The organism is Azoarcus sp. CIB (genome assembly GCF_001190925.1).
Classification (GTDB): Bacteria; Pseudomonadota; Gammaproteobacteria; order Burkholderiales; family Rhodocyclaceae; genus Aromatoleum.
This window is the reverse complement of sequence record NZ_CP011072.1, coordinates 2,012,415-2,037,114: the sequence shown is the minus strand read 5'-3', so window position 1 is coordinate 2,037,114 and position 24,700 is coordinate 2,012,415. Positions and strand designations below refer to the sequence as shown.

19 protein-coding genes and 1 pseudogene are annotated in these 24,700 nt (G+C 67.3%); 18 read left to right on the top strand and 2 right to left on the bottom strand.

Going from position 1 to position 24,700, the window contains the following annotated elements:
- The first annotated feature begins 12 nt into the window (after positions 1 to 12).
- Positions 13 to 1,578 (top strand): glutamine-hydrolyzing GMP synthase, encoded by a 1,566-nt coding sequence (guaA, locus tag AzCIB_RS08995; protein ID WP_050415580.1) that lies wholly within the window; start codon positions 13 to 15, stop codon positions 1,576 to 1,578.
- Between the two features lie 591 nt (positions 1,579 to 2,169).
- Positions 2,170 to 2,337: pseudogene (locus tag AzCIB_RS24435) on the top strand (transposase); the annotation flags it as partial.
- Between the two features lie 113 nt (positions 2,338 to 2,450).
- On the opposite strand, the gene AzCIB_RS08990 reads toward AzCIB_RS24435, so the two are convergent.
- Together AzCIB_RS08990 and AzCIB_RS08985 are read right to left on the bottom strand one after the other, a co-directional pair.
- The gene (locus AzCIB_RS08990; RefSeq protein ID WP_083446938.1) at positions 2,451 to 3,719 is read right to left on the bottom strand and encodes a cysteine desulfurase; all 1,269 of its coding nucleotides are present in this window, start codon (positions 3,717 to 3,719) and stop codon (positions 2,451 to 2,453) included.
- Positions 3,720 to 3,783: 64 nt separating this feature from the next.
- Positions 3,784 to 3,996: a hypothetical protein gene (locus tag AzCIB_RS08985; RefSeq protein ID WP_157058469.1), complete on the bottom strand. Its 213-nt coding sequence runs from the start codon at positions 3,994 to 3,996 to the stop codon at positions 3,784 to 3,786.
- 269 nt (positions 3,997 to 4,265) lie between these two features.
- Here AzCIB_RS08985 and AzCIB_RS08980 point away from each other — a divergent pair, with 269 nt between their 5' ends.
- From AzCIB_RS08980 to padH, 16 genes are all read left to right on the top strand, one after another.
- The gene (locus AzCIB_RS08980) at positions 4,266 to 5,147 is read left to right on the top strand and encodes an FAD binding domain-containing protein (protein WP_050415578.1); all 882 of its coding nucleotides are present in this window, start codon (positions 4,266 to 4,268) and stop codon (positions 5,145 to 5,147) included.
- A gap of 32 nt (positions 5,148 to 5,179) precedes the next feature.
- On the top strand, positions 5,180 to 5,692 hold the full coding sequence (locus AzCIB_RS08975; protein WP_050418298.1) for a (2Fe-2S)-binding protein: 513 nt from the start codon (positions 5,180 to 5,182) through the stop codon (positions 5,690 to 5,692).
- A complete protein-coding gene (locus tag AzCIB_RS08970) occupies positions 5,689 to 8,067 on the top strand; it encodes a xanthine dehydrogenase family protein molybdopterin-binding subunit (RefSeq protein ID WP_050415577.1) in 2,379 nt (792 codons plus the stop codon). The genes AzCIB_RS08975 and AzCIB_RS08970 overlap by 4 nt, the downstream gene beginning before the upstream one ends.
- Before the next feature lie 329 nt (positions 8,068 to 8,396).
- A complete protein-coding gene (locus AzCIB_RS08965) occupies positions 8,397 to 9,362 on the top strand; it encodes a WD40/YVTN/BNR-like repeat-containing protein (protein ID WP_050415576.1) in 966 nt (321 codons plus the stop codon).
- A gap of 9 nt (positions 9,363 to 9,371) precedes the next feature.
- Positions 9,372 to 11,747 carry an efflux RND transporter permease subunit gene (locus tag AzCIB_RS08960; protein WP_050415575.1) on the top strand — a complete coding sequence of 792 codons (2,376 nt, stop codon included), beginning with the start codon at positions 9,372 to 9,374 and terminating at the stop codon, positions 11,745 to 11,747.
- A gap of 34 nt (positions 11,748 to 11,781) precedes the next feature.
- Positions 11,782 to 13,788 carry a DUF1302 family protein gene (locus tag AzCIB_RS08955; protein WP_232299400.1) on the top strand — a complete coding sequence of 669 codons (2,007 nt, stop codon included), beginning with the start codon at positions 11,782 to 11,784 and terminating at the stop codon, positions 13,786 to 13,788.
- Between the two features lie 17 nt (positions 13,789 to 13,805).
- Entirely contained in the window at positions 13,806 to 15,104 is a 1,299-nt protein-coding gene (locus tag AzCIB_RS08950; protein WP_050415573.1) for a DUF1329 domain-containing protein, read from the top strand.
- A gap of 188 nt (positions 15,105 to 15,292) precedes the next feature.
- A complete protein-coding gene (locus tag AzCIB_RS08945; protein WP_050415572.1) occupies positions 15,293 to 17,932 on the top strand; it encodes a molybdopterin-dependent oxidoreductase in 2,640 nt (879 codons plus the stop codon).
- Positions 17,932 to 18,546, top strand: a complete 615-nt coding sequence (locus AzCIB_RS08940; RefSeq protein ID WP_050415571.1) for a 4Fe-4S dicluster domain-containing protein — start codon at positions 17,932 to 17,934, stop codon at positions 18,544 to 18,546. The genes AzCIB_RS08945 and AzCIB_RS08940 overlap by 1 nt, the downstream gene beginning before the upstream one ends.
- An 11-nt stretch (positions 18,547 to 18,557) precedes the next feature.
- Positions 18,558 to 19,457 carry a DmsC/YnfH family molybdoenzyme membrane anchor subunit gene (locus AzCIB_RS08935; protein ID WP_050415570.1) on the top strand — a complete coding sequence of 300 codons (900 nt, stop codon included), beginning with the start codon at positions 18,558 to 18,560 and terminating at the stop codon, positions 19,455 to 19,457.
- A gap of 22 nt (positions 19,458 to 19,479) precedes the next feature.
- On the top strand, positions 19,480 to 20,451 hold the full coding sequence (gene fdhD / locus AzCIB_RS08930; protein WP_050415569.1) for a formate dehydrogenase accessory sulfurtransferase FdhD: 972 nt from the start codon (positions 19,480 to 19,482) through the stop codon (positions 20,449 to 20,451).
- Positions 20,452 to 20,460: 9 nt separating this feature from the next.
- The gene (locus AzCIB_RS08925; protein ID WP_050415568.1) at positions 20,461 to 21,249 is read left to right on the top strand and encodes a cyclase family protein; all 789 of its coding nucleotides are present in this window, start codon (positions 20,461 to 20,463) and stop codon (positions 21,247 to 21,249) included.
- A gap of 10 nt (positions 21,250 to 21,259) precedes the next feature.
- Positions 21,260 to 21,832, top strand: a complete 573-nt coding sequence (gene padE, locus AzCIB_RS08920; protein ID WP_050415567.1) for an NADH-dependent phenylglyoxylate dehydrogenase subunit gamma — start codon at positions 21,260 to 21,262, stop codon at positions 21,830 to 21,832.
- Positions 21,829 to 22,119 carry an NADH-dependent phenylglyoxylate dehydrogenase subunit delta gene (padF, locus tag AzCIB_RS08915; protein ID WP_050415566.1) on the top strand — a complete coding sequence of 97 codons (291 nt, stop codon included), beginning with the start codon at positions 21,829 to 21,831 and terminating at the stop codon, positions 22,117 to 22,119. Before padE ends, padF begins: the two co-directional genes overlap by 4 nt.
- 13 nt (positions 22,120 to 22,132) lie before the next feature.
- Entirely contained in the window at positions 22,133 to 23,425 is a 1,293-nt protein-coding gene (padG, locus tag AzCIB_RS08910; RefSeq protein ID WP_232299399.1) for an NADH-dependent phenylglyoxylate dehydrogenase subunit alpha, read from the top strand.
- On the top strand, positions 23,426 to 24,700 hold the full coding sequence (gene padH / locus AzCIB_RS08905; protein WP_050415565.1) for an NADH-dependent phenylglyoxylate dehydrogenase subunit epsilon: 1,275 nt from the start codon (positions 23,426 to 23,428) through the stop codon (positions 24,698 to 24,700).

The following is a 24,700-nucleotide window of genomic DNA, read 5'->3' as shown; positions in this document are numbered from 1 at the left end:
GAGACCGTTGCCATGGCTCACCAGAAAATCCTCATCCTCGATTTCGGTTCCCAGGTCACCCAGCTCATCGCCCGTCGCGTGCGCGAGCAACAGGTGTATTGCGAACTTCATCCCTTCGACGTATCCGATGATTTCGTGCGCGGGTTCGCACCCACCGGCGTCATCCTGTCGGGCGGGCCGAATTCGGTTTACGAGGCACAGGAGTGGAAGGCGCCGCAGGCCGTCTTCGAACTCGGTGTCCCAGTGCTTGGGATCTGCTACGGCATGCAGACGATGGCGCAGCAGCTCGGAGGCAAGGTCGAGAGCTCCGGCAAGCGCGAGTTCGGCTATGCCGAGATCCGCGCCCGCGGGCACTCCGAGCTCTTCCGTGGCATCCAGGACCGCACGAACGACGATGGGCATGGGCTTCTCGACGTATGGATGAGCCACGGCGACAAGGTGACCGAGCTGCCGCCGGGCTTCAAGGTGATCGCGAGCAACGAATCCTGCCCGGTTGCAGCGATGGCCGACGAAGTGCGCAAGTTCTATGCCGTTCAGTTCCATCCCGAGGTCACGCACACGATCAAGGGCAAGGAAATGATCGCCCGTTTCGTGCATGAGATCTGCGGTTGCGGCCATGACTGGAACATGCCCGACTACGTAAACGAGGCGATCGAGAAGGTGCGCGCCCAAGTCGGCGACGAGGAGGTCATACTCGGTCTGTCCGGCGGTGTCGATTCCTCGGTGGTCGCGGCACTGCTGCATCGCGCGATCGGCGAGCAGCTGACCTGCGTGTTCGTCGACAACGGACTGCTGCGCCTGAACGAGGCCGAGCAAGTGATGGAGACCTTCTCGCGCAATCTCGGCGTCAAGGTGATCCATGTGGATGCGACCGAGCAGTTCATGGGCCATCTCAAGGGCGTCTCGGATCCGGAGGCGAAGCGCAAAATCATCGGCCGTGAGTTCGTCGAGGTCTTCCAGGCCGAGGCGAAAAAGCTGCCGAACGCGAAGTGGCTGGCGCAGGGGACGATCTATCCCGACGTGATCGAGTCCGCCGGCTCGAAGACCGGCAAGGCGCACACGATCAAGAGTCACCACAACGTCGGCGGGCTGCCCGATACGCTGAACCTGAAGCTGCTCGAGCCGCTGCGCGAGCTGTTCAAGGACGAAGTGCGCGAACTGGGTATCGCACTGGGTCTGCCGCACGACATGGTGTATCGCCATCCTTTCCCCGGCCCGGGCCTCGGCGTGCGCATCCTCGGCGAGGTGAAGAAGGACTTTGCCGACCTTCTGCGCCGTGCGGACGCGATCTTCATCGACGAGCTGCGCGCCGCCGACTGGTACGACAAGACCAGCCAGGCCTTCGCGGTCTTCCTGCCGGTGAAGAGCGTCGGCGTGATGGGCGACGGCCGGACCTACGAGTACGTCGTCGCGCTGCGCGCGGTGCAGACGCAGGACTTCATGACCGCACACTGGGCCGAGCTGCCGCACAGCCTGCTGGGGAAGGTGTCGAATCGCATCATCAACGAGGTACGCGGCATCAATCGCGTCGTGTACGACATTTCGGGAAAGCCGCCGGCGACGATTGAGTGGGAGTGACGGTTACAAAAAAATGTTTTAAGAATCAAGTAGCTACGTGATTGTCGTTGATGATGCGGAACGAATTATCAACGAGCAGAAGCCCCGGCAAACGCTGGGGCTTCTTGCTTTCTGGACCCCGCCAATCGTCGAGGCGAACCGGCTCGAACTGACGGTATTTTTGACGGTATACGCCGCGAGTTGTTGGGGAGTTGCTCGTTTACCGTCAGAATACCTATGACATATTTGACGGTAAACTGCGGCGCAATCCCAAGCCCGCCAAGGGTTTTCGGGAAATTGCCAGCAGAGGCGATCTGACGGTAAACCAGACCGGTGATCAACGACGAATCATGATGGTCCGCTACGGTCTCCGGCGTCGAATCCCGCGCCCGAAGAGGAGGTGATGGACGGGGTCCGCTCAAGGGAGCCTGATGACGGTAAATCGGTGAGCATGCGATGTTTAGCTGCTTCAAACCAAAGGGACCGCTGATTTATTCGGACGCCATCGCCCTGCGGGATCGATGCGTTTGAGATAATTCGTGAACCTGTCGGACATCGCGGCCCAGCATGCAATCGAGCTTTTCGGAGCGCGAGTTCGCTGGGACGTAGAAGCTGACGCGGCGCGGCAGGTTTCTTACTGAGATCGAGGCGATGACATCGTGGTCGGCGATGGTGGCCGAGCTCGAACCGTTCTACCCGAGGGCTGAAGGGCACGGCCGTCCGCCGATCGGACTGGATCGGATGCTGCGGATGTACGTGGCACAGCAGTGCTTCGGCCTCCGCGCCGGCGCTGCAGACAGCGATGTGGATCGAAAAACGAGGGCGGACTTCGCTTTCAACATGCGTTTTTCAACGGCCTGCCAGATGACGTGTAGACGCGATCTGTATCGAACTCATGAGCGGAGCGTGGCGCAGACCCGCCGAATGCCCGCAACGAGCCGGTCCACATCGTCGTGCGTGTTGTACAGCGCAAAGGATGCGCGTGCGGTGCCGTCGACGCCGAGGCGCTGCATCAGCGGCATTGCGCAGTGGTGGCCGGCGCGGATTGCGATCCCGCAATCGTCGAGCATCGTGCCGATGTCGTGAGGATGGATGCCGGCGAGGGTGAAGGACAGGATGCCCGCCTTTTCCGCAGCGGTCCCGACGATGCGCAACCCTGGAATGCCGGTCACCTGTCGCGTCGCGTAGTGCAGCAGTTCGCTTTCGTGGGCGGCGATGCGGTCGATGCCGATCGCGCTCACGTAGTCGAGCGCGGCCCCCAGTCCGACGACGCCCGCGATGTGGGGCGTGCCGGCTTCGAGCCGGTAGGGAAGCTCGTTGTACTCGGTCGCGTCAAAGCTCACCGAACGGATCATGTCGCCGCCGCCCTGGCACGGCGTCATCGCCTGCAGGTGCTCCGTCTTGCCGTACAGCACGCCGATGCCGGTCGGGCCGTACAGCTTGTGCGCGGAGAACGCATAGAAGTCGCAGTCGAGCGCGCGCACGTCGATTGGCAGATGCGAGACCGCCTGCGCGCCGTCGACCAGCACCGGCACGCCCCGCGCATGGGCGAGGTCGATGATGCGGCGAACCGGGGTGATCGTCCCCAGCGCGTTCGACAGGTGGGTCACGGCCACGAGGCGGGTGCGCGCGTTGAGTAGTTCGGCATACGCGTCGAGGTCGAATTCGCCGGCATCGTCGACGGGCACCACGCGCAGCACGGCGCCAGTGCGGCGGCACGCCATCTGCCACGGCACGATGTTGGAATGGTGTTCCATCGCGCTGACGATGACTTCGTCGCCGGCAGCCAGGCGCGGCTCCGCGAAGCCTTGCGCGACGAGGTTGATGGCCTCGGTCGTGCCGCGCGCGAAGATGATTTCGGCATCGGCATGCGCATTGATGAATGACCGGACCTTGTGGCGCGCGGCCTCGTAGGCGTCCGTGGCCCGCTGGCTCAGGGCATGCACGCCGCGGTGCACGTTGGCATTGGCATTGCGGTAGAAATCCGCCTCGGCATCGATGACCGCGTCGGGTTTCTGCGTCGTCGCCGCATTGTCGAGGTAGGCCAAGGGGTGACCGTTCACGTGCGTGCGCAGGATGGGGAAATCGGCGCGCGCCTGGGCGAGATCGCACCGCATGGTGCCGGAGGCGATCTCACTGCTGTCCATCGCGACCTTCGTCATCTTCCTTCCCTCTCCTGAGTGCAGTCCCTGCCGTCATTGTCACCCAGGCGGCGCTCGCCGGGTGTCAGGCGCGGTCCGCCGCCGCACCGCCGCCCGCACGCTCGGCGGTGTCGCGGATGAACGCCAGCACTTCGCCGAGGAAGGAATCGCCGTCCGGCATGGCCGGGAAGTCCGGCGTCGCGGCGCAGTGCGGGGCGGGAAACGGAATGCCCGCCACATCGGTGTCCTCACCGTCGGAATCCATCAGCGAGACCATCGGATCATATCGGGAAGCCATGGCGTTTCTCCTCGTGTGAATCGACGCAGCGTCGATGCGGTGGAACGTGAGGTGACTATAGCCATCCACCGCCTGCAGCGTCCCCCCCACGGGGTATGGGCGGCGCGCGCGGTTCGCATTCGGCCGCGAAGTGAAGTTTCCGAACTATGGGGATAGCTGCCGCAGCTCGCGGATAGCCGCTTCCGTGCCCTCGCCGTATCAATACGGGAGTTCGGGGCCGCCCGTGCCGTCCGATCCACCCCACCTGCCTCTCGCGAAGGAGTGTCTCCATGAGCAGTCGAATATTGCCGGACTTTAACCTGTTGCTGCCGCAGAGCGTCGCCGAGGCGGTCGAGCTGCTGTCGACGCATCGCAACCGGATCACCGTGATGGCCGGGGGAACCGACGTCATGGTCGCGATGAAGTTCGCGCGGTCGCCCGCCCAGTTGCCCGAGTTCGTGATGAGCCTCGAGAACGTCCCCGGTCTCGGTTACGTGCTGTTCGACCCCGAAAAGGGCCTGCGCATCGGCGCGAAGGCGACGGTGGCCGAGCTGCTTGTGCAGCCCGAGGTGAAACAGCATTACCGTGCCCTCTGGAATGCCGCGCGGACCTTCGCGACCGGACAGGTGCGCAATACGGCCACGGTGCTGGGCAACCTGCTGCGTGCGTCGCCTGCCGGTGACTGCAGCTGCGCAATCTACGCGCTCGGGGGCGCCCTTGTGCTGCACGGGCCGGGCGGCAGCCGCGAGGTCGACATCGACGACTTCTGGCTGTCGTACGGCGTCACCGCGCGCCAACCCGACGAACTCGCCGTCGAACTGATCCTGCCGCCGCCCGCCGCCGGCTCGCGCTCCGCGTTCAAGCGCATGACGCGTGTGAGCGAGGATCTGGCCAAGCTCAACGTGGCGGTCCGGCTCGAGATGTCGGGCAACACGTGCATCGATGCACGCCTCGCCATGGGCTGCGTCGCACCCACGCCGCTGCGGCTGACCAAAACCGAGGCGCTGCTGAAGGGCCGGGAGCTCACGGCGGAGGTGCTGCAACGCGCCGCCGCGTCGGTACCGGGGGAGATCAGCCCCATCGACGACAAGCGCTCCACCGCGGAATACCGCAGGCAGGTGTCGGGTGTGCTGCTGAGGCGCGCAATCCAGGAAGCATGCGGCGCCGCGTGAGCGACGCGGCAGAAAAATACAAGGAGACGAGAATGAAGAACCGGGACATCACCCTCCACATCAACGGCGAGGAGTACAGGCTGAACGTCGCCGTCAACCGCACCCTGCTCGACGTGCTGCGCGACGAGCTCGGCATGACGGAGACGAAATACGGCTGCGGCACGGGCGAATGCGGGGCCTGCACGGTGCTGATCGAGGACAAGGCCATCAATTCCTGCCTGACCCTCGCCGCGACGATGGACGGCAAGCGCATCACGACGGCAGCAGGGCGGGCCGACTTCGGCCGGCTCGACCACATCCAGCAGGCCTTCGTCGACGAAGCCGCGATCCAGTGCGGCTATTGCACGCCGGGCATGGTCCTCAAGACGGCGAGCCTGCTCGCGAAGAACCCCGACCCGAGCGAGGCCGAGATCCGCCACGCGCTGGAGGGCAACATCTGCCGCTGCACCGGCTACGAAAAGATCGTGAAGGCGGTGAAGAAGGCGGCGCAGACGATGCCGGGCCGAGCGGCGGCGGTCGAACCCTGCAAGGAGGTCGTGCAATGAGCGAGCAAACGATCGTCGGCACGAACGCGCCGCGCGTGGATGTGCGCGAGAAGGCGACCGGGCAGGCGCAGTACGCGGGCGACATCCAGCTGCCGGGCATGCTGTACGGCAAGGTGGTGCGCTGCTGGGAACATGCCCACGCGCGCGTGAAGCGGCTGGATCTTTCGGCGGCGGCGGCTTCGCCGGGGGTCGTGCGCGTGATCGGTCCGAAGGACGTGACGCCGAAGCGCTACAACTCCTCGGTGATGGACCTGATGGTGTCCGAGTCGATGCACGACATGCTCGGCGACATCGACGACCAGCCGATCTTCACCGAGCACGTGAAGTACCAGGGCGATGCGATCTGCGGGATCATCGCGCGTTCCGAGGAGGCGGCCGAGCGCGCCGCGGCGAAGATCGTCGTCGAGTACGAGCCGCTGCCGGTGTACCTGACCGCCGAGGCTTCGCGGGCGCCTGGGGCGGTGCAGTTCACGCCGGAAAAACCGGGCAACCTGGCGTTCCAGCTGCCCGAGGCGATGTTCCCGAACAACGCGCTGGGCGGCGGCGATGTCGAGGGGGCGATGGGGGAGGCCGACGTCATCGTCGAAGACTCGTTCTATGTGCCGAAACAGAAGCAATGCCAGATGGAGCCGCACGCGTACGTCGCGAAAGTCGACAGCGGCGGGCGGCTCACGTGCTGGACCTCGTCGCAGATGCCCAAGCTCGTGCAGCGCAAGCTCTCGAAGCTCTTCGACCTGCCGATGAACCTCGTCAAGATCGTTCCGACGGTGATCGGCGGCGGGTTTGGCACGCGCCTGGGCATGATCTCGGAGCCGCAGGCCTGCGCGATGGCGCTGGCGGTGCCGGGCCACCCGGTGAAGCTGCAGACCTTGCGCGAGGAGGACTGGGTGATCTCGCCGAGCCGCCATCCCGGCAAGTACTGGATGAGGATCGGCTTCAAGCGCGACGGCACGCCAGTCGCGTGCGACGCTCGCTTCGAGAACTACAAGGGCGCCTACTACCTCGATGCCTCCGGCACCGCCTTCACGGCTGGCGCATGGCTCGGCGGCATGTACCGCTTCCCGGCGCTGCGCTACCGCGGCGAGTCCTACTTCACCAACCAGGGCCTGACCGGCGCCTTCCGCGGCTACGGCAATCCGCAGACGAACTTCGTGCTCGAACAGCTGATTGACCGCGGGTGCGCGGAGCTTGGCGCCGATCCGGTCGAATGGCGCAAGAAATGGCACAAGGGTGTGGGCGACGACGGCTGGTGTCCAGGCGTCACCTATCCCTCGTGCGCGCTGGACGAGTGTCTGGACCGCGGTGCCGCGGCGATCGGCTGGACCGAGAAGCGCCGCAAGTACGCGAAGCAGGAAGGGACGATCCGGCGCGGCGTCGGCGTCGCGGTGATGAACCACACCAGCGGGGCGATGCCGATGCTGCTGGAGCACACGGCCTGCACGGTGAAGCTCAACGAGGACGCGACCGCCGAGGTCCTCTTCGCCTGCTCGGACATGGGGCAGGGCTCGCACACGGCCTTGAAGCAGATCGCGGCCGAGACGCTGGGCTTCCCGTACGAGCATGTGCAGTTGTCGGGCGGCACGTCGGACGTCTCCGGCTTCGACATCGGCGCGCACGCGAGCCGCACGATCTACGTGGGCGGCGCGGCGGTGAAGAAGGCTTGCGAGGAGGTGAAGCGCCAGCTCTTCGAGCGCGCGTCGCCGCAGCTCGGCGTTTCCGCCGACGAGCTCGACATCCGCGACAAGCGGATCTTCGTCAGGGCGGACCCTTCGCACGGCATCGAGGCCGAGGCGATCACGCGCGCCGGCGTGTACCACTTCGTCGATCCCGTGACCGGCGAAGCGGAGGGGGTGCCGGGCCAGATCCAGGGCTACGTGAGCTTCTTCGCGCCGCACAACTCGCCCCCCTTCGGCGCGTCCTTCGCTGAGGTCGAGGTCGACACCGAGACCGGCGAGGTGCGCGTCATCGAGCTCGTCAATGCGCACGACATAGGCCGCGCGATCAACCCGGCCGCGGTCGAAGGGCAGCTCGAAGGCGGCATCCAGCAGGGCCTCGGGTTCGTGTTGAGCGAGGAGATCGACTACGACGCCGCCGGACGGGTGCAGAACAACAGCTTCACCGACTACAAGATGTTCGGCCCTGAGGATATGCCGAAGATCACCACGATCCTCGTCGAGGACGGCGATCCGGTCGGCCCGTTCGGCGCGAAGAGCGTCGGCGAGTCGGGGCTCGTGAGTCCGATCGGCGCGGTTGCGAATGCGATCTTCCATGCGACCGGCATCCAGTTCACCGAGGCGCCGATCACGCCGGAGAAGGTGTTGAAGGGCATCCTGGAGAAGGGGGTGCAGGAATACACGGCGCTGCGCCGCAGCTGAACGCCTGCAGTTCGCTTGTGCACGGCCGCCTTCGGGCGGCCGTGCCGTTTGTGCGGCATCCGGAAGCCCGCCCCGGTAGGCATTTGAAACGATCCGTAGTCGGCGGATATGCGCGGCATTCCGCGGATAGCGGCCTCCACCCCGAAATCCTTACCTTTCCGATGTCGCGCGACGTCGGGAGGTGACCCCGATCCCAGAGCCGGAAGCGGAATCGGCCGAGTCGCAGATGCGCCGGCCTGCAGCTGTCGTGCGCGTCGGGACATCCAGCCCCAGCCCAAGAGTTCGCTGCCCCTTGAAGGGGGCGTCATTGCTGATCGCAAGGGGACTTCATGACTGGGATTGACCGCATTCGTACCTTGATTTTGCCGTTCGCGCTCGCGCAGTCCGGTCTGCTCGGCTGCAGCGCGTCGGCCAACCTCCCCGCAACGGCCGAGACGCAGTCTGCGCCGGTCTTGCGTTCCGACCAGTTCCAGGCGACCGCCGCGAACCCGGACGTGCTCGTCGCAGTCGGCGCGAACGGCGTCGTCGTGTCGTCGGCCGACGGCGGCAAGAGCTGGCGGCGCCAGGTCGTCGATGCCGCCGCCTCGCTGATCGGCGTCGCGGTGTGCCCGGATGGGGCCTTCGTCGCCCTCGATTTTGGCCGCCGCGTGTGGATCGCCGACGCCGCGGCGAGCAGCTGGAGCGCACGCCCAATCACGAGCGAGGCCACCCCGCTCGCGGTCGCCTGCGATCCGAACGGGCAGGTGTGGGTCGTCGGCAGCGAGAGCGCGATCCTGTCCAGCGCGGACCGGGGTGCGACGTGGCGGGATGCCTCGCTCGGCGAGGACCGGATGCTGGCGACGGTGCAGTTCGTCGATGCGCAGCACGGGATCATCACCGGCGAGTTCGGCAGCTTCCTGACGACACAGGACGGCGGTGCGAACTGGCAGGTGGGCGCCCCGATCCCGAACGACTTCTATCCGTACGGCGCGCTCTTCACCGATACGCAGACCGGCTGGGTCAGCGGGCTCGCCGGCACGATCCTGCACACCACCGATGGCGGCGCGAGCTGGCAGAAGCAGCCCAATCCCACCGGTGCCCCGATGTACGGCCTCGTCCGCAACGAAGAGCGCGTGTTCGCGCTCGGCGCCAACGGGCTGGTGCTCGCGCTCGACGACGGGCAGTGGCGGCCGGTGGAGGGACGCGCCGCGCCCTACCTGCGCAGCGCCATCCCGCTCGCCGGACGCGGGCTCCTCGTCGCCGGCGGCGCCGGCACGCTCGACATCGTTTCCCCCACCCCTGCCACGCCGAAGTAAGGAGAGGCCGTGCGACACCAATTCACCCACGCGCTGCACGAACTCGAACTGAAGATCTTCGCGTTCCCGCGCCTCGTGCTGGCGGCGATTCTCGCGGTCACCGCGTACTTCGCGCTGCAGATCCCGGCACTGAAGATGCACACCGACTTCGCCGACCTGCTGCCGCAGGGTCACGCGTTCATCCGCCTGCACAACGAGATCCGCGACACCTTCGGCGGCGCGAACCAGATCGTCGTCGCCATCGAGGTCGAGGACGGCACGATCTTCACCAACGACACGCTCGCACGGATCCACCGCGTCACGCAGGCCGTCGACAGCCTGTCCGGGGTGAATCACAACCTCGTCTCCAGCCTCACGCATCGCACCGCGCGCAAGATCTGGCTGACCGAGGACGGCGAGATGCGCTCGCAGCCGTATTTCGATCCGCAGCGCCCGGCGCTGTCGGCCGACGAGCTCGAGGCGCTCGGCAACGAGGTCCGCGCCAATCCGCGCATCTATGGCCTGCTCGTGTCGCCCGATGCCAAGGCGGCGCTGGTCAAGGCGCAGATGAACGAAGCCAGCGCGATCGACTACGAGAAGATCTTCGCCGAGCTGCAGGCGGCGCGCGCCAACGAGCAGACGGCCGGCACGCGGATCCACGCCACCGGTCAGCCGGTGCTGATCGGTTGGGTCTACACCTACCTGCCGCAGATCCTGCAGATCTTCCTGTACACGCTGCTGCTGATGGTCGGGCTGCTGGTCGCCTATTTCCGCCGCTTCTACGGCGTCGCGCTGCCGCTCGTGGGCATCGCGCTGTCGTCGATCTGGGGCCTGGGCTTCGTGTCGAAGATGGGCTGGAACCTCGATCCGCTGTCGCTCGTGATCCCGTTCCTGATCGCCGCGCGCGCGATGTCGCACAGCATTCAGCTCGTCGAGCGCTACTACGCGGAGCTTGCGACGAGCCGCGACGGGCGGATGGCTGCCCGCGCGTCGTTCGAGGACCTGTTCCGACCCGGCTCGCTCGCGATCGCGGTCGATGCGATCGGCATCGCTGTGCTGGCGCTCGGCGCGGCGCCGATCAACACGAAACTCGGTTACTACGCCGGATTCTGGGCGTTCTCGGTGTTCTTCACGGTGCTGTTGGTCGTGCCCTTGCTGCTGTGGCTGCTGCCCGCGCCGCGCAATACCGAGAACCGCCGCGGCTGGGCGCATGCCGCGGTCGAGCGGGTGTTCGGCGCCGTGGCCGGCCGACGCGCCGCGGCAGCGGTGCTGGGAGTCGCCGCGCTCCTGCTCGTCGGCGGCGGCGGGCTCGCCGCACGGGTCAAGATCGGCGAGGCCGAGGCCGGTTCGCCGCTGCTGTATCCCGACCACGACTACAACGTGTCGTCGCGCGCGATCAACGCGCGCTTTCCGGGCTCCGAGGAGCTCTACATCGTCGCGCGCACCGAGGAGAAGGGCGGCCTGAAGCGGCCCGAGGTGCTGCGCGCGATCGAGCAGTTCCAGCACTACATGCTGCTCGACCCGGCGCTCGGCGGCACCAAGGCGCTGCCGGGGCTGGTGCGCGCGGTCAACGGCCTCATCCACAACACCGACCCGCGCTGGAACCAGATCCCCGAGTCGGCTTCGGCGGTCGGCGGACTGCTCTTCGCCTACATGGCGGCGAGCCCCATCCCGGGCGCGCTCGCCGAGTTCCTCGATGCCGACGAGCGCGATGCGAACCTCGTCTTCTACTACAAGGACAAGCAGGCGGACACGATCCGGCGCGCGGTGCATGTGGCCGAGGAGGGCATCGCCCAGCTCGGCGCGTTGGACGGCTTCGAGCTGCGTCTGGGCGGCGGCGCGATTGGGGTCAACGCGGCGATCAACGATGCTGTCGACGACGACAACCGCCTCATCGTGCCGCTCGTGATCGCGCTGGCGTTCGTCTTCGTGACCCTGTCCTACGGCTCCCTTCATGCCGGCTGGCTGATGGTGCTACCCATGCTGTTCGCCACGGTCATGACCTATGCCTACATGGGCGCCATGGGCATCGGCATCAACGTCAATACGGTACCGGTCATCGCCGTGGGAATCGGCGTCGGCATCGACTACGCGATCTACATCATGAACCGCATCCGCGAGGAGATGGCCGCTTGCGGCGACCTCGGCCAGGCGGTGCGCACCGCGGCGGGCACGACGGGCTTTGCGGTGGTGTTCACGGCGGTGACGCTGATCGCGGGCGTGATCATGTGGGTCCTCCTGTCCGATCTGCGCTTCCAGGCGGATTCCGCGCTGCTGCTGACGCTGATGCTGGTGCTCAACGCGCTCGCCGCGATGCTGCTGATGCCGGCGTGGGTCGTGATGTTCAAGCCCGTCTTCATCACGAAGGCGCGGCTCGACGAAGACGGTGTGCTGCAGGCGGCCTGATGCGGCGACCGACAACAACGAGGGGAGGACGAAGGTGAGGAAATCCGCAAAGAAGGATCGCCGCAACGCACCGCTTGCGGCCGGAATGCTGACGCTCGCCGTGGGCGTTGCCCACACGGGCACGGTCGTGGCCGGTGACATTCCGAACGAGGAGGCGCGGGTCGACGTGGTCTATGAGAACGCGACCTTCGCGCGCCGCGACGTGGGGCTGTCGAAGTTCCGCAATACGCTGAAGGTGGACATCGACCGCCAGCTCGGCCGGCGCGGCGCGTTCGACGACGTGGGCGTGAACCTGAAGCTGCGCGGCACGTTCGACGGCGTCTATCGCCTCAACGAAGACCACTACGGCAACAAGGCCGGCGGCGCGGTGCGGCTCGAGAACACCGTGGGCATCCCGGGGCCGAGCGTGGCGCACGGCGACGGCCTCGGGAGCCCGACCAATCCGCTCACGGGCGGGCTCGCGGGCCTGCCCGGCGGCGGCGCCTTCGGCTTCAACTCGACCGACCCGTCCGCGCCGCGCTACAACCCCAACGAGGGGATGGTCGTGCTGGGCGAACACCTGCACCGCACCGACGGCGGCGTCGCGTTCGCGGTGCCGGTGCGCCCGTGCGACAAGGACTCGCGCGGCTGCATCAAGGATTATCTCGATGCGAGCCGGCAGGAACTGGAGTCGCCGGAGTTCAACGACCGCTGGGACTTCATCCGCGAGGCCTACGTCACCGGCTCCGTGCCCTTCGACGACGGTTCGAGCGTGTTCATGAAGGTCGGCAAGCAGCAGGTGGTGTGGGGGCGCACCGACCTTTTCCGCGTGCTCGACGTCATCAACCCCGTCGACTACTCGCGCAACAACATCTACGACGAGCTCCAGGACATCCGCATCCCGATGTGGATCATGCAGGCGGAGTACCGCGCGGGGGCCACCGAGACCTTCGACGACCTGAACTTCGCCCTCGTGTGGAACTTCGACAAGTTCCGCCCGCACAACATCGGCCAGTGCGGCAGCCCGAACGTGATCCTCGATGCGGGCTGCTTCATGCGCGGCATGAAGAACCTGTGGGACAACGGCGGCACGGTCGCGAACTTCGCCAACCTCGGCATGCCGGGGCTGGCGGCGACCGACTTTGGCCCGAACCAGATCGGCATCCGCAAGGCGCATCTGCCAAGCTGGTCGCTGGCGAACACGCAGCTCGGCGTCAAGCTCGAAGGCCAGAAGAGCGGCGTCGGCTTCTCGCTCAACGCGCTCACCTACCGCTCACAGCTGCCTTCGCTGCGCGGCGGCATTCCGGCGCGCAATCCGTTCGATCCCGTGGGCGCAGTCGACACGCAGCCGCAGCCGCATCCCTACCCCTACCTGATCGCCTTCGACGTGCATTTCCCGCGCGTGAACCTGATCGGCGGATCGATGGACCTGCAGGTGGATGCGATCAAGTCGGTGTTCCGGCTCGAGGCCGCGCTGACCGAGGGCGAGGAGTTCCCGAACGGCTTGCGCAAGCGCCTGTTCTCGGAGTCGCGCGTGTTCCGCTACGTGGTCGGCTGGGATCGCCCGACCTTCATCCCCTTCCTCAACAAGTCGCGCGCCTTCCTGATCTCGGCGCAGCTGTTCGGCCAGCACCTGCTCGACCACGAGCTGGAGGACCGGCCCTTGGGCAAGGTCGGCATGCCCGACTGGAAGGACAACAACATCTTCACGCTGCTCCTGAAAGGCTTCTACATGAACGACCGGCTGAGCCCGCAGGTGATCATGGCGCACGACTTCCGCGGCGAGGCGACCACGATCGCGCCGTCGCTCGACTGGCTCGTCAACGACAACCTGAAGCTCACGATCGGCGCCAACCTCAAGGTCGGCCGCGGCGCGCGCAAGTTCGACGACTGCCGCACCTGCAACCCCTTCCATCCGTTCTCCGCCTCGCCGGGGCAAGGGGCGAACGACGGGTCGCTGGGCCTGGGCGGGTTCGAGCCGCTCGGCCGCTTCCGGTCCGGCCCGATCGGCATGGCGCAGGAAGAAGACGAGCTGCAATTCGTAATGCAGTACAAATTCTGATCCGGAGGAGGAAGACAATGAAGATGAGGACAATGACATCGATGCTGCTGGCGGCCGGCGTTTTCGGGGCGGCGCATGCCGCGACCGAGGCCGACGTCGACAAGAGCTTCGGCCCGTACAAGAGCGGCGTGCCGACGGTTCCCGGCGTCAAGCCCGGCACGGTCATCGACAAGAACAACGTCGACGCCGCCAAGGGCGCGCTGATCCCGAGCATGGCGCAGTTCATCAAGAGCGGGCAGACCACCCTCGCGGTGGGCGAGACCTACTCGTTCGGCATCAGCAAGAACTACATCGATGCGACGCGCAAGAACCTCAACAAGGTGTCGCTGGGGCCCAACGTCGGCGATCTGGTGGGCTACGTCGCCGGCCGGCCCTTCCCGCAGGAGCCCGACGCGAAGGACGCGCGCTCCGGCGAGAAGGTGTTCTGGAACTTCCAGCACAACAACCGCATCGGCGACAGCTACACGATCTGGCCGTGGTACATGGAATACAAGAACATGGCCAGCGCCAAGGTCGAGCGCACGCTGAAGCAGGAGTACCACATCATCCAGTGGAAGCACCGCGTCGATCAGGAGCCGCGCCCGGAGGTCGAGCCGAACCCGGCCCAGCTGCTGCGCTCGGGCTACCTGAAGGTGCACGAGCCGCAGGACCTGAAGGACACGCAGCTGCTGATCAGCCGCTTCTCCGACGACGCGAAGCTCGATGAGGTGTATCTCTACCTCGGCTTCCAGCGCCGCGTGCGCCGCCTCGCGTCGAACCAGGTGACCGACCCCTTCCTCGGCTCCGACCTGATGGTCGAGGATTTCGAGGGCTACAACGGCCGCATGCGCGACATGAAGTGGGAATACAAGGGCACGCGCGACCTGCTGGTGCCCTTCTACGCCCACAACAAGCAGAAGCTCGCCGAGGAGCCGAAGGAGCCCGACTTCAAGTTCATCGACTTCGGTGGCGAAGGCAACTGCTTCCCGAACGTGACGTGGCAGCTGCGCAAGACCTACGTCATCGAGTCGGTGCCGGTCAATCCCGACCACGTCATCAGCAAGCGCGTGCATTACGTCGATGCCGAGACCTTCGCGCTGAGCCTGAACGAGATCTACGACCGCAAGGGCGAGCTGTGGAAGACCTTCGTGGTCGCCTACACCGACTCGGAGAACCATTTGCCGAAGAACGCCGGCCGCGGGGTGGCGATCAACGACGGTTTCAGCATCATCGACGTGCAGGCGAAACACTGCACGACGGGCAAGTTCAAGGTGCATCTGGATCAGGAGATGAGCCCGACGAAGCTGTTCTCGGTGCAGTACATGCGCGGCAGCTGAGGGCGCGACGCAAGACCGGCACAGGGGCGCCCCGGGGTGCCCCTTTTTCTTGTGTTCCGCCTTCCCGGGCGTCCCGCACAAACATCGACAGTCCGCGGATAGGCGTCGTAATCGCGGGATAGTTCGAGGGGGGCGCCCCCCGTAATCTCAATGCTCGAAGCAGGCGCGCAATTCACCGAGGAGCGGTAATGGAGACTCTCACGCAGCCGGTGCAGAACTCGATGAAACCGGGCAAGTGGCTCAATTCGAGCTGCAAGATGTGCATCCACTCCTGTACGACGCGGATCCACGTCACTGAGGACGGCGTCATCAACAAGATCGAGGGTAACCCCACGAGCCCCAGCAACAACGGGCGGCTGTGCCCGAAGGGCAACGCGGCAATTCTGCGCCACTACGATCCCGCGCGCTTCGGGACGCCGCTGCGGCGCACGAATCCGCAGAAGGGGCCCGGCGTCGATCCGAAGTGGGAGCCGATCGGCTGGGACGAGGCGCTGGATCTCGTCGCCCGCGAGCTGAAGAAAACGCTCGACGAGGATCCGCGCAAGCTGATGCCGGCGATCAACGACTTCCAGAAGCTCTTCCTGTGGGCCTGGCCCGCTGCGCTCGGCAACGCGAACTACCTGTCGTCGGTGGGCAACTTCTGCGGTGGCGGCTACCACCCGATGAACGGCTTCATCCACGCGGCCTTTGCCGCGGCGAACGACGTCAATTACTGCAACTACTGGATCAACAACGGCGGCGGCGACGGCTTCTCGTCGCACCTGCACACGGCGGCACAGGCGAACCACGTCGCGAAGGCGCGCGTGGAGCGCAACATGCGCGTCGTCGTCGTCGAGCCGCGCCTGTCGATCGGCGCCGCGAAGGCGAACGAATGGGTGCCGATCCGGCCGGCCACGGATCGCCAGTTCGCGCTGGGCCTCGCCCACGTGCTCGTCGCCGAGAAGCTCTACGACGCGAAATTCCTGAAGAAGGATACGAACGCGCCCTACCTCGTCGGGCCGGACGGGTATTTCGTGCGCAACGGCGAAGGCAGGATCTACGTGTGGGACGCCGTCGACAATCGTGCCCGCCTGTGGGACGACCCCGAGCTCAAGGACTTCGCGCTCGAAGGGACGTACACGGTCGATGGCATCCCCTGCCGGCCGGCGTTCCAGAAGTTCAAAGACGTCCTCGCCGACTGCTCGCCCGAGCAGATGGAGACGCTGACGACGGTGCCCGCGGCGACCACGCGGCGCATCGCACGAGAGTTCGCGAAGGCGGCCCAGATCGGTTCCTTCATCGAGATCGACGGGCGCATCCTGCCCTTGCGCCCCGCCGCGTACAACTACTACCGCGGCGCGCAGGGCCACAAGTACAGCGCGATGGCGAACCAGGCGTTCAAGCTGGTGAATTTCCTCGTCGGCGCGATCGACACGCCGGGAGGGCACGTCGGCGTGACGCTCGACGACCAGATGCAGGACATCCGCGGCGGCTTCGGCACGATCCAGGCCGGCGAGAACGGCATGCTGCAGACGATGCCGCACCAGCTCCATCCCGAGGTGCCGTTCTCCTGGCCGCCGAACGAGACGCACCTGATGGGCTTCTTCCCGATCGGCGTCGATCCGGGGCACCTGACGCAGCACACGCTCGCGAACGCCGAGAAGTTCGGGCTCGACTACCGGCCCGACACGCTGTTGATGTGCCACTCGAATCCGTTGTGGAACCTGCCCGGCGACCGCGCGCAGTGGTACGCGCTGCTGCGCTCGATGCGCTTCATCGTCGCGATCGACATCCTGCCCAACGAATCGAACGAGTGGGCCGACGTGATCCTGCCGTCGCACGACCTGCTCGAGTCATGGAACATGACGATGATCGAGCCGCCGCACCACGAAGGCATGTGCCTGCGCCAGCCCGCGACGCCGCCGCTGTACGACACGAAGAGCGAGGAGGAGATCTTCTACGAGATCTCCGAGCGGCTCGGCGTCCTCGAGACCTGGAACGGCATCCTCAACTTCGTCAACGGCTTCCAACAGAAGCCCGAGCTGTTGCTCGAGCCGAACCGCAAGTACAGCGACCGCGAGATCGCCGAGCGCAAGGGCAAGTTGTGGAACGGCAAGGATCTCGACTGGTACGTCGAGCACGGCCACGCGGTGACGCCGCGCCGGCCGGAGAAGTGGTACCGGCCGTGGGACGGGTTGCGGCTGCATTTCTACCTGGAGGACATCGTGCGCGCACGCGACACGCTGCGCCAGAAGATGGAGGCGGCCGACGTGCCCTTCCGTCACGAGTGGGAGTGGGGCGACTACCAGCCGCTGCCGACGGCGGTGCCCGACCCGGTGCACCTGGAGCCGGCCGACTTCGACCTGTACGCGATCACCTTCAAGGACATCCAGATCAACTTCGGCGAGAGCATCGGCAACCCGTGGATCAACGACATCGTGTTCAAGGACCCGGTGCATACGGCGGTGCTGCTGAACCCGAAGACGGCGCGTGACCGAAGGCTGGACGAGGGCGACATCGTGCGCATCGAGTCGCCGTACGGCTCGATCGTCGCGAAGCTCGGGCTGTCCGAGGGCGTCCATCCCGATGCGGTGTGCGTGTCGAACGCGCTGTCGCGCGTGGTGACGCAGAACACCGGCGTGCGCCACGGAGGCGGCAACTTCAACCAGCTGCTGCCGGCAAACCTGCGGAACACCGACGCGTGCAGCGGACAGCCGGAGACGGTCGCGAAAGTCAGGCTGACCAAGCTCGCCGCAGTGCCCGGGGAGATCGCCGCGGGCAACTCGGTGTTTGGGCAGCTGAGTGGGCAGCTGAGCGGGCAGAACGGCGGCAAGGGGAGGGCGCACTGATGGCCAAGTGGGGGATGGTTTTCGATCTGCGCCGCTGCATCGGCTGCAACGCCTGCGCGGTCGCCTGCAAGCAGGAGAACAGCCTGCCCGACGGCGTGTTCTTCACGAAGACGCTGTCGGAGGAGGTCGGCGAGTATCCCGACGTGACGCGCAGCTATGTGCCGACGATCTGCAATCACTGCGAGGACGCACCGTGCGAGCGCGCCTGTCCGACGGGCGCGACCTACACGCGTCCCGACGGCATCGTCATGGTCGACCGCAACAAATGCATCGGTTGCGGGACCTGCATCGTCGCGTGCCCGTACGACCAGCGCACGCGCCTGGAGCCGGAAATGCTGAACGAGGGGCTGTTCGGCGGCGGACGGCTGACGCCGTTCGAGGAGCAGGGCTTCGGGCGCTTCACGGTCGGGACCGTCGTCAAATGCACGTTCTGCCATGAACGCGTCGACGCCGGCCAGATGCCCGCCTGCGTCGCGACCTGTCCGACCGAGGCGCGGATCTTCGGCGACCTCGACGACCCGACGAGCCGGCCGCGGCAGCTGATCCTGGAGCGCCGCGGGCGCCAGCCACTGCCCGAAAAGCACACCAACCCACGCGTCTTTTACATCGACTGAAGGGGAAGCACATGATCGCGAGCAACCGGATTGCGGACGGCAGCTTCCGCGTCGGCGTCGGCCTGCAGAAGGCGTGGGGCGTGCAGATGGCCACCGCGTTCTTCTTCGGCGAGGCCGGCGCCGGACTGTATTTCGTCGCGCAGTTCTTCGATTTTGCGCTCGGCATGTTCGCCGGCCTCGTGATGGTCCTGTTCGGCAAGGCCGGCGGACACATCCTGCACCTCGGGCAGCCCTTGCGCGGCTGGCGGGCGCTGACGAAGGTGCGCACCTCGTGGGTGAGTCGCGGACTCGCGGCGATCGTGCTGTTCGTGGTTGCCGGCGCGCTGCACCTCATCGACCTGCGTGCCGGCCTGCTGCCGGCCGGGGTGTCGCAGCTCGTGGCCGCGGTCGCGCTCGCGGCGTGCTTCGTCATCATGATCTACCAGGGCTTCGCGATGTCGCATTCATCGGCGATAACGCTGTGGAGCGGCGGGCTGATGCCGCTCGCGAGCCTGACCTACGCGCTGTTGAACGGCGTGCTGCTGACCCTGGTGCTGGGCGCCGACGAGCCCTTCCTCGCGAACCGTCCCGACTCCGTGCGGCTGCTTCAGGTCCTCGCGATCGCGCTGATGCTCTACGGGCTGGTCACGGTGCTGAGCCTGCTGCACGGCGCGCGCCACGCCTCCGAAGCAGGGCGGCAATCGGTCGCGCTGCTGCTGCAGGGCGGCTTCGCGCGCTGGTTCGTGCCGCTCGTGATCGGCGCGGGCTTTGTCGTCTCCGCGCTGATGATGCTGGCCGCGCCGCCGGACTTCGCGTGGATGCTCGCGGTCGCCGGCCTTGAACTCACCGGCTATTACGCGTTTCGCGTGCTCATGTTCAAGGCGGGGGGCTACGACCCCGCGCTGAGCCTCGCGTACCGGTTTCGGCACTGATCGGTCGCGACGGAGACGCCCGATGCATACCAGCATGGACCGCCCGTGGCCGGCGAGCGGCAGCCGAGCGGTGCCTGCGCTGCGCCTGTCCGCCGGGGGCGCGCAGGGCGAAGCGACCTGCTGCATCATCGAAGAGGACGCGCTGACGATCGACGTCGAAGGCGTCGGACGCTACACGCTGATGTGGACGCCGGCCGACGGTGACGAGAGAGACGGGGCGGCCGGCTTCGTCACCGGCGAGGGCGTGCTGGGCGACGAGGTGGTGTCCGAGAGGGTGCCCGAGCGGCTCGCGCTCGCGGCAGGCTTCGCCTATTCGGAAGGAATCATCGACAGCCTCGCCGATATCGCGACGATGGCGGTCTGTCCCGATCGGCGCAACGTGGTGCGGATGCGCCTCCAGGCGCCCGAGCGCGTCACGGTGAAGCGGCGCGATGTGATCGTTGCCAGCTCCTGCGGCGTATGCGGCGGACGCGACGCGATCGAGGATGGCTTCGACGACTTCGCCCCGGTCACAACGCGGCTGCGCCTCGCGGCGTCGGAGCTCGCCGCGCTGATGGCGGCCATGCAGCGCCGGCAACGCCTCTTCCGCACGACCGGCGGGGCGCACGCGGCCGCCGTGTTCTCGGCTCAGGCCGGCATCGTCGCCGTTGCCGAGGATCTCGGCCGTCACAACGCGCTGGACAAGGTGGTCGGCGAATGCCTGCTGCGCGAGCTGCCGCTCGCCGGCTGCGGCGTCGTGCTGTCGTCGCGCCTGAGCTACGAGATGGTCGCGAAGGCCGCGCGCGCCGGCTTCGAGCTCGTTGCCGCGGTGTCCGCGCCGACCTCGCTCGCGATCGCGCTCGCCGAACGCGTCGGCATCACGCTGTGCGGTTTCGTGCGCGGCGACTCGGCGACCGTCTATACGCATCCGCAACGCATCCGGGACTGCGTTCCGGCGCGCGAGGCCGCTCCAGCGGCGCGCGCCCCCGTGGTCCCTTTCACGATCGACGACTGAGGAGAAAACATGACATCCAACGGCCACATCCTGACGCAGCTCGCCGCGGAGCTCGCCCGCGGCTCGATCGGGGTCGTCGACCTGACGCAGCCGCTCGGCCCCGACACCCCGGTGCTGGCGCTGCCCCCGCCGTTCGCGAACTCGCCGGGCGTGAGCTTCGAGACGATCTCGCAGTACGACGACAAGGGGCCTGCGTGGTACTGGCGCACGATCCGCATGGGCGAGCACACCGGCACGCACTTCGACGCGCCGGTGCACTGGGTCAGCGGCAAGGACCAGCCCGACAACACGCTCGACACGATCCCGGCGGAGCGCTTCGTCGGCCCCGCGTGCGTCATCGACATCAGCCGCGAGGCCGCGACGAATCCGGACTACCTGCTGACGCGCGACGGGGTGCTCGCGTGGGAGGCGAAGCACGGGCGCATCCCGCCGAAGTCGTGGGTGCTGCTGCGTAGCGACTGGTCGAAGCGGGTCGGCGTCGCCGAATTCCTGAACTGCCGCGAGGACGGGCCGCATTCGCCGGGCTTCGACCGCGGCGCGACCGAACTCCTTGCGCTCGAACGTGACGTGCTGGGTGTCGGCGTCGAGACGGTGGGCACCGACGCGGGCCAGGCGCACAGCTTCGATCCGCCGTTCTGGACGCATCACATCATGCAGGGCAACGGCAAGTTCGGGCTCGCGAGCCTCGCGAACCTCGACCGCCTGCCGCCGACCGGGGCCGTCGTCGTCGCGTCGCCGCTGAAGCTCGTCGGCGGCTCCGGCAGCCCCCTGCGCGTGCTCGCGCTCGTCCCGGCGTGACGGAGGCCGCATGTTCGAGGTGCGATTGCACGGACGCGGCGGCCAAGGCACGGTGCTCGCCGCCGGAATACTCGCGAAAGCGCTGGTCGCGGAGGGCAAGCACGTCGTCGCGGTGCCGCAGTTCGGCTTCGAGCGCCGGGGCGCGCCCGTTGCGGCCTACCTGCGCGCGTCCGACACGCCGATGCGGGCGATGACGAACATCTACGCGCCGGACTGCGTCGTCTGCATCGACTCGTCCCTGCCGCGCGTCGTCGACATCTTTGCCGGGCTGCGCGCCGGCGGCACGCTGGTGCAGGCGAGCAGCCTCGCGCCGCAGGACATCGCGGTGCCGGAGTCGGTCGCGACGGTTGCCGTGTGCGACGCGGTGGGCATCGCCCGCGAGGTTTTCGGGCGCCCGATCACCAATACCGTGATGCTCGCCGCGTTCGCGCGCGCGACCGGCCTGGTGTCGATCGAAGCGCTGGCGAGCGCGCTGGAAGAGACGAGCTTCCGCGACGGTGGCCTGGTGCAGAACCGGCGTGCGCTGGCGCTGGGTTATGCGCGCACCGTCGTCTATCCCACTCCCCGGCGGGAGGCGGCATGAAGAAACAGGCGCAGCCGCTCTTCGACGCGAGCGCGATCCCCAGGACCTTGTGCCCGATCGCGACCGAGTACAACCGCATGCTGCCGGGCGACTGGCGCTCGATGCGGCCGGTCGTCGACCGCCGCAAGTGCGTGAAATGCGCGGTGTGCTGGCTGTACTGCCCCGTGCAGTGCGTCGTCGAGCGCGCCGGCTGGTTCGACATGAACCTCGCCACCTGCAAGGGCTGCGGCATCTGCGCGCGCGAATGCCCGCAGCGCGCGATCGCGATGGTGCCCGAAGAGGAATGAACGAGGAAATGACATGAACGAGGTCGCCGAAATGACTGCGCTGGTCGCCGACGCGAGTGGCCGGAACGCTCGCGCCTGCGATGCCGCCGTCGTGAAGAAGGAACCGAAGGTCCTCGTCTGCGACGGCAACGAGGCGGCGGCGTGGGGCGTCGTGCTGTCGCGGCCGGACATGGTCGCGGTGTACCCGATCACGCCGCAGTCCTCGCTCGCCGAGTACGTCGCGCAGTTCGTCGCCGACGGCGTCCTAGATGCCGAGCTCGTCGAGGCGGAGGGCGAGCACAGCGTGCTGTCGGTGCTGCACGGCGCGGCGCTGGCTGGCGGGCGTACCTACACCGCGAGCTGTGGTCAGGGCCTGGCGTTCATGTTCGAGCCCTACTTCCGCACGCCCAACCTGCGCCTGCCGATCGTCATGTCCATCGTCAACCGCGACGGCATCACGCCGCAGTGCGTGTGGGGCGGCCAGCAGGACGCGATGACGGTGCGCGAGGTCGGCTGGGTGCAGCTCTTCTGCGAGACGGTGCAGGAGGTGCTCGACACCGTCGTCATGGCTTACCGCATCGCCGAGGACCGCTCGGTGATGCTACCCGTCAACGTCAATCACGACGGCAACTACCTTTCGAACGGCATCGTCCGCATCGAGCTGCCGGACCAGGGCGAGGTCGACGACTTCCTCGGCACGCCGGACGTGAATTGGCATGCGGCGCTCGACCCCGACCGGCCGATGGGCGTCGATCCGCTCACCGGCGGCGCCACGGGGCCGGGGCCCGCGCTCTTCGTCGGCTACCGGCGCGGGCATTGCGAAGGCATGCAGAACGCCTTGCGCGTGATCGTCGAAGTGCACGATGAATGGGCGCGGCGCTTCGGTCGCCGCTACGCGCCGCTGGTCGAGGAATACCGGCTCGACGACGCCGACCATGCGCTCGTCACCATCGGCAGCATGGCGGGCGCGGCCAAGGATGCGGTCGATGCCGCGCGCGACCGCGGGGAGCGCGTCGGCCTCATCCGCATCAAGACGCTGCGGCCGTTCCCGGTCGACGCGATGGTCGCGGCGCTCGACAAGGTGCATGCGGTCGGCGTCGTGGACCGCGCCGTGTCCTACGGCTGGAACAGCGGCCCGGTGCATCAGGAGACGCTGGCCGCGCTGCAGTACTGCCGCCACCGCATCCCGTGCCTGTCGCTGATCGGCGGCCTCGCCGGGGCGGATCTGACCCAGACGCATTTCGAGCGCGCGATTGCCGAAACCGCGAAGCTCTTCGATGGCCCCTGTCCGCGCACCCCCGTGTGGCTCAACGCCGAGGATCGATGAATGGAACAGTTCGACTACGTCGTGCTCGGTGCGAGCCACGCCGGTCTCGAGGCGCTGCGGGCGATCCGCGCGCACGATGCGGATGGCAGCATCGCGGTGCTCGAGCGCGAGGCGCGCCTGCCGGTGTCGCCGACGGTGCTGCCCTACGTGGTGTCAGGCAAGTGCGCCGAGGACCGCATCGCGCTGCGCGAGCGCAACTGGTTCGACGCGCAGCGCGTCGACTACCGGCAGCAGGCGACCGCCGCCGCGCTCGACGCCGCCCGCTCAAGGCTGCGTCTGGCCGACGGTCGCGAGATCGGCTACGGCAAACTGCTGCTCGCGACCGGAGCCGCGCCGGCGCTCCCGCCGATCGAAGGTTTGTCGGACGTACGCTTTCACGTGCTGCGCACGCTAGCCGACGCGCTCGCGCTGCGAGATGTTGCAAGTGAGGCGGGCCGTTCGGCGGGCCGGGCGGTCGTCCTCGGCGCGGGGCTGGTCGGCATGCACGCGGCCGAGAATCTGGTGCGTGCGGGCGCCCGCGTGACGATCGTCGAGATGCGCGGCCAGGTGCTGCCCGGCTACTTCGACCGCGCGGCCGCGGCGCGCATCGAGGCGGTGTTCCGCGACAAGGGCGTCGAGGTGCTGACCGGCCGCCGTGTCGAACAGCTGGCGCGGCGCGGCGAGGGCTGCGTGGTGCTGCTCGACGGCGGCGAGGCGCGTGAAGCCGATCTGCTGCTCGTCGCCGCAGGGGTGCGGCCGGAAGTCTCGTATCTCGCGGGTTCCGCAGTTGCGGTCGAGCGCGGCATCGTCGTCGACGCGTTCATGCGCACCGCCGCGTCCAACGTCTGGGCGGCGGGCGACGTCGTGCAGACCCCCAGCTTCTTCGGCGACGGCACGCCCGCGGGCGGCATCCTGCCGGACGCCGTCGAGCAGGGTCGCACCGCCGGCATGAGCATGGCGGGCGATCCGGCCCTGCGTCCCTACCCCGGGGGCGTATCGCTCAACACCTACGGCTTCTTCGGCCGGCGCGCGCTGTCGGTCGGACGCGACGCCCCCGAGCAGGCCGGGCCGGAGTGGGCGGTGCTCGTGCGCGACGGGGAGGGCGCCGAGGGCTACCTGAAGCTCGTGCTGCGCGACGGACGGCTGCAGGGCATCTTCGGCGTCGACGTGCTGTTCGACCCGGGGATCATGTGGGAGCTGATCCTGCGCCGCGTCGAAATCGGCACGCGGCGCGATGCGCTGCTCGAAAACCCGCAAGACACCGCGCGTGCGTTGATGTCCGGACTGTGGAGATGA

Bases quoted from the DNA above. Each gene is read 5' to 3' on its own strand.
- guaA (WP_050415580.1), top strand. From the start codon at position 13: ATGGCTCACCAGAAAATCCTCATCCTCGATTTCGGTTCCCAGGTCACC.
- AzCIB_RS08990 (WP_083446938.1), bottom strand. From the start codon at position 3,719: ATGACGAAGGTCGCGATGGACAGCAGTGAGATCGCCTCCGGCACCATG.
- AzCIB_RS08985 (WP_157058469.1), bottom strand. From the start codon at position 3,996: ATGGCTTCCCGATATGATCCGATGGTCTCGCTGATGGATTCCGACGGT.
- AzCIB_RS08980 (WP_050415578.1), top strand. From the start codon at position 4,266: ATGAGCAGTCGAATATTGCCGGACTTTAACCTGTTGCTGCCGCAGAGC.
- AzCIB_RS08975 (WP_050418298.1), top strand. From the start codon at position 5,180: ATGAAGAACCGGGACATCACCCTCCACATCAACGGCGAGGAGTACAGG.
- AzCIB_RS08970 (WP_050415577.1), top strand. From the start codon at position 5,689: ATGAGCGAGCAAACGATCGTCGGCACGAACGCGCCGCGCGTGGATGTG.
- AzCIB_RS08965 (WP_050415576.1), top strand. From the start codon at position 8,397: ATGACTGGGATTGACCGCATTCGTACCTTGATTTTGCCGTTCGCGCTC.
- AzCIB_RS08950 (WP_050415573.1), top strand. From the start codon at position 13,806: ATGAAGATGAGGACAATGACATCGATGCTGCTGGCGGCCGGCGTTTTC.
- AzCIB_RS08945 (WP_050415572.1), top strand. From the start codon at position 15,293: ATGGAGACTCTCACGCAGCCGGTGCAGAACTCGATGAAACCGGGCAAG.
- AzCIB_RS08940 (WP_050415571.1), top strand. From the start codon at position 17,932: ATGGCCAAGTGGGGGATGGTTTTCGATCTGCGCCGCTGCATCGGCTGC.
- AzCIB_RS08935 (WP_050415570.1), top strand. From the start codon at position 18,558: ATGATCGCGAGCAACCGGATTGCGGACGGCAGCTTCCGCGTCGGCGTC.
- fdhD (WP_050415569.1), top strand. From the start codon at position 19,480: ATGCATACCAGCATGGACCGCCCGTGGCCGGCGAGCGGCAGCCGAGCG.
- AzCIB_RS08925 (WP_050415568.1), top strand. From the start codon at position 20,461: ATGACATCCAACGGCCACATCCTGACGCAGCTCGCCGCGGAGCTCGCC.
- padE (WP_050415567.1), top strand. From the start codon at position 21,260: ATGTTCGAGGTGCGATTGCACGGACGCGGCGGCCAAGGCACGGTGCTC.
- padF (WP_050415566.1), top strand. From the start codon at position 21,829: ATGAAGAAACAGGCGCAGCCGCTCTTCGACGCGAGCGCGATCCCCAGG.
- padG (WP_232299399.1), top strand. From the start codon at position 22,133: ATGAACGAGGTCGCCGAAATGACTGCGCTGGTCGCCGACGCGAGTGGC.
- padH (WP_050415565.1), top strand. From the start codon at position 23,426: ATGGAACAGTTCGACTACGTCGTGCTCGGTGCGAGCCACGCCGGTCTC.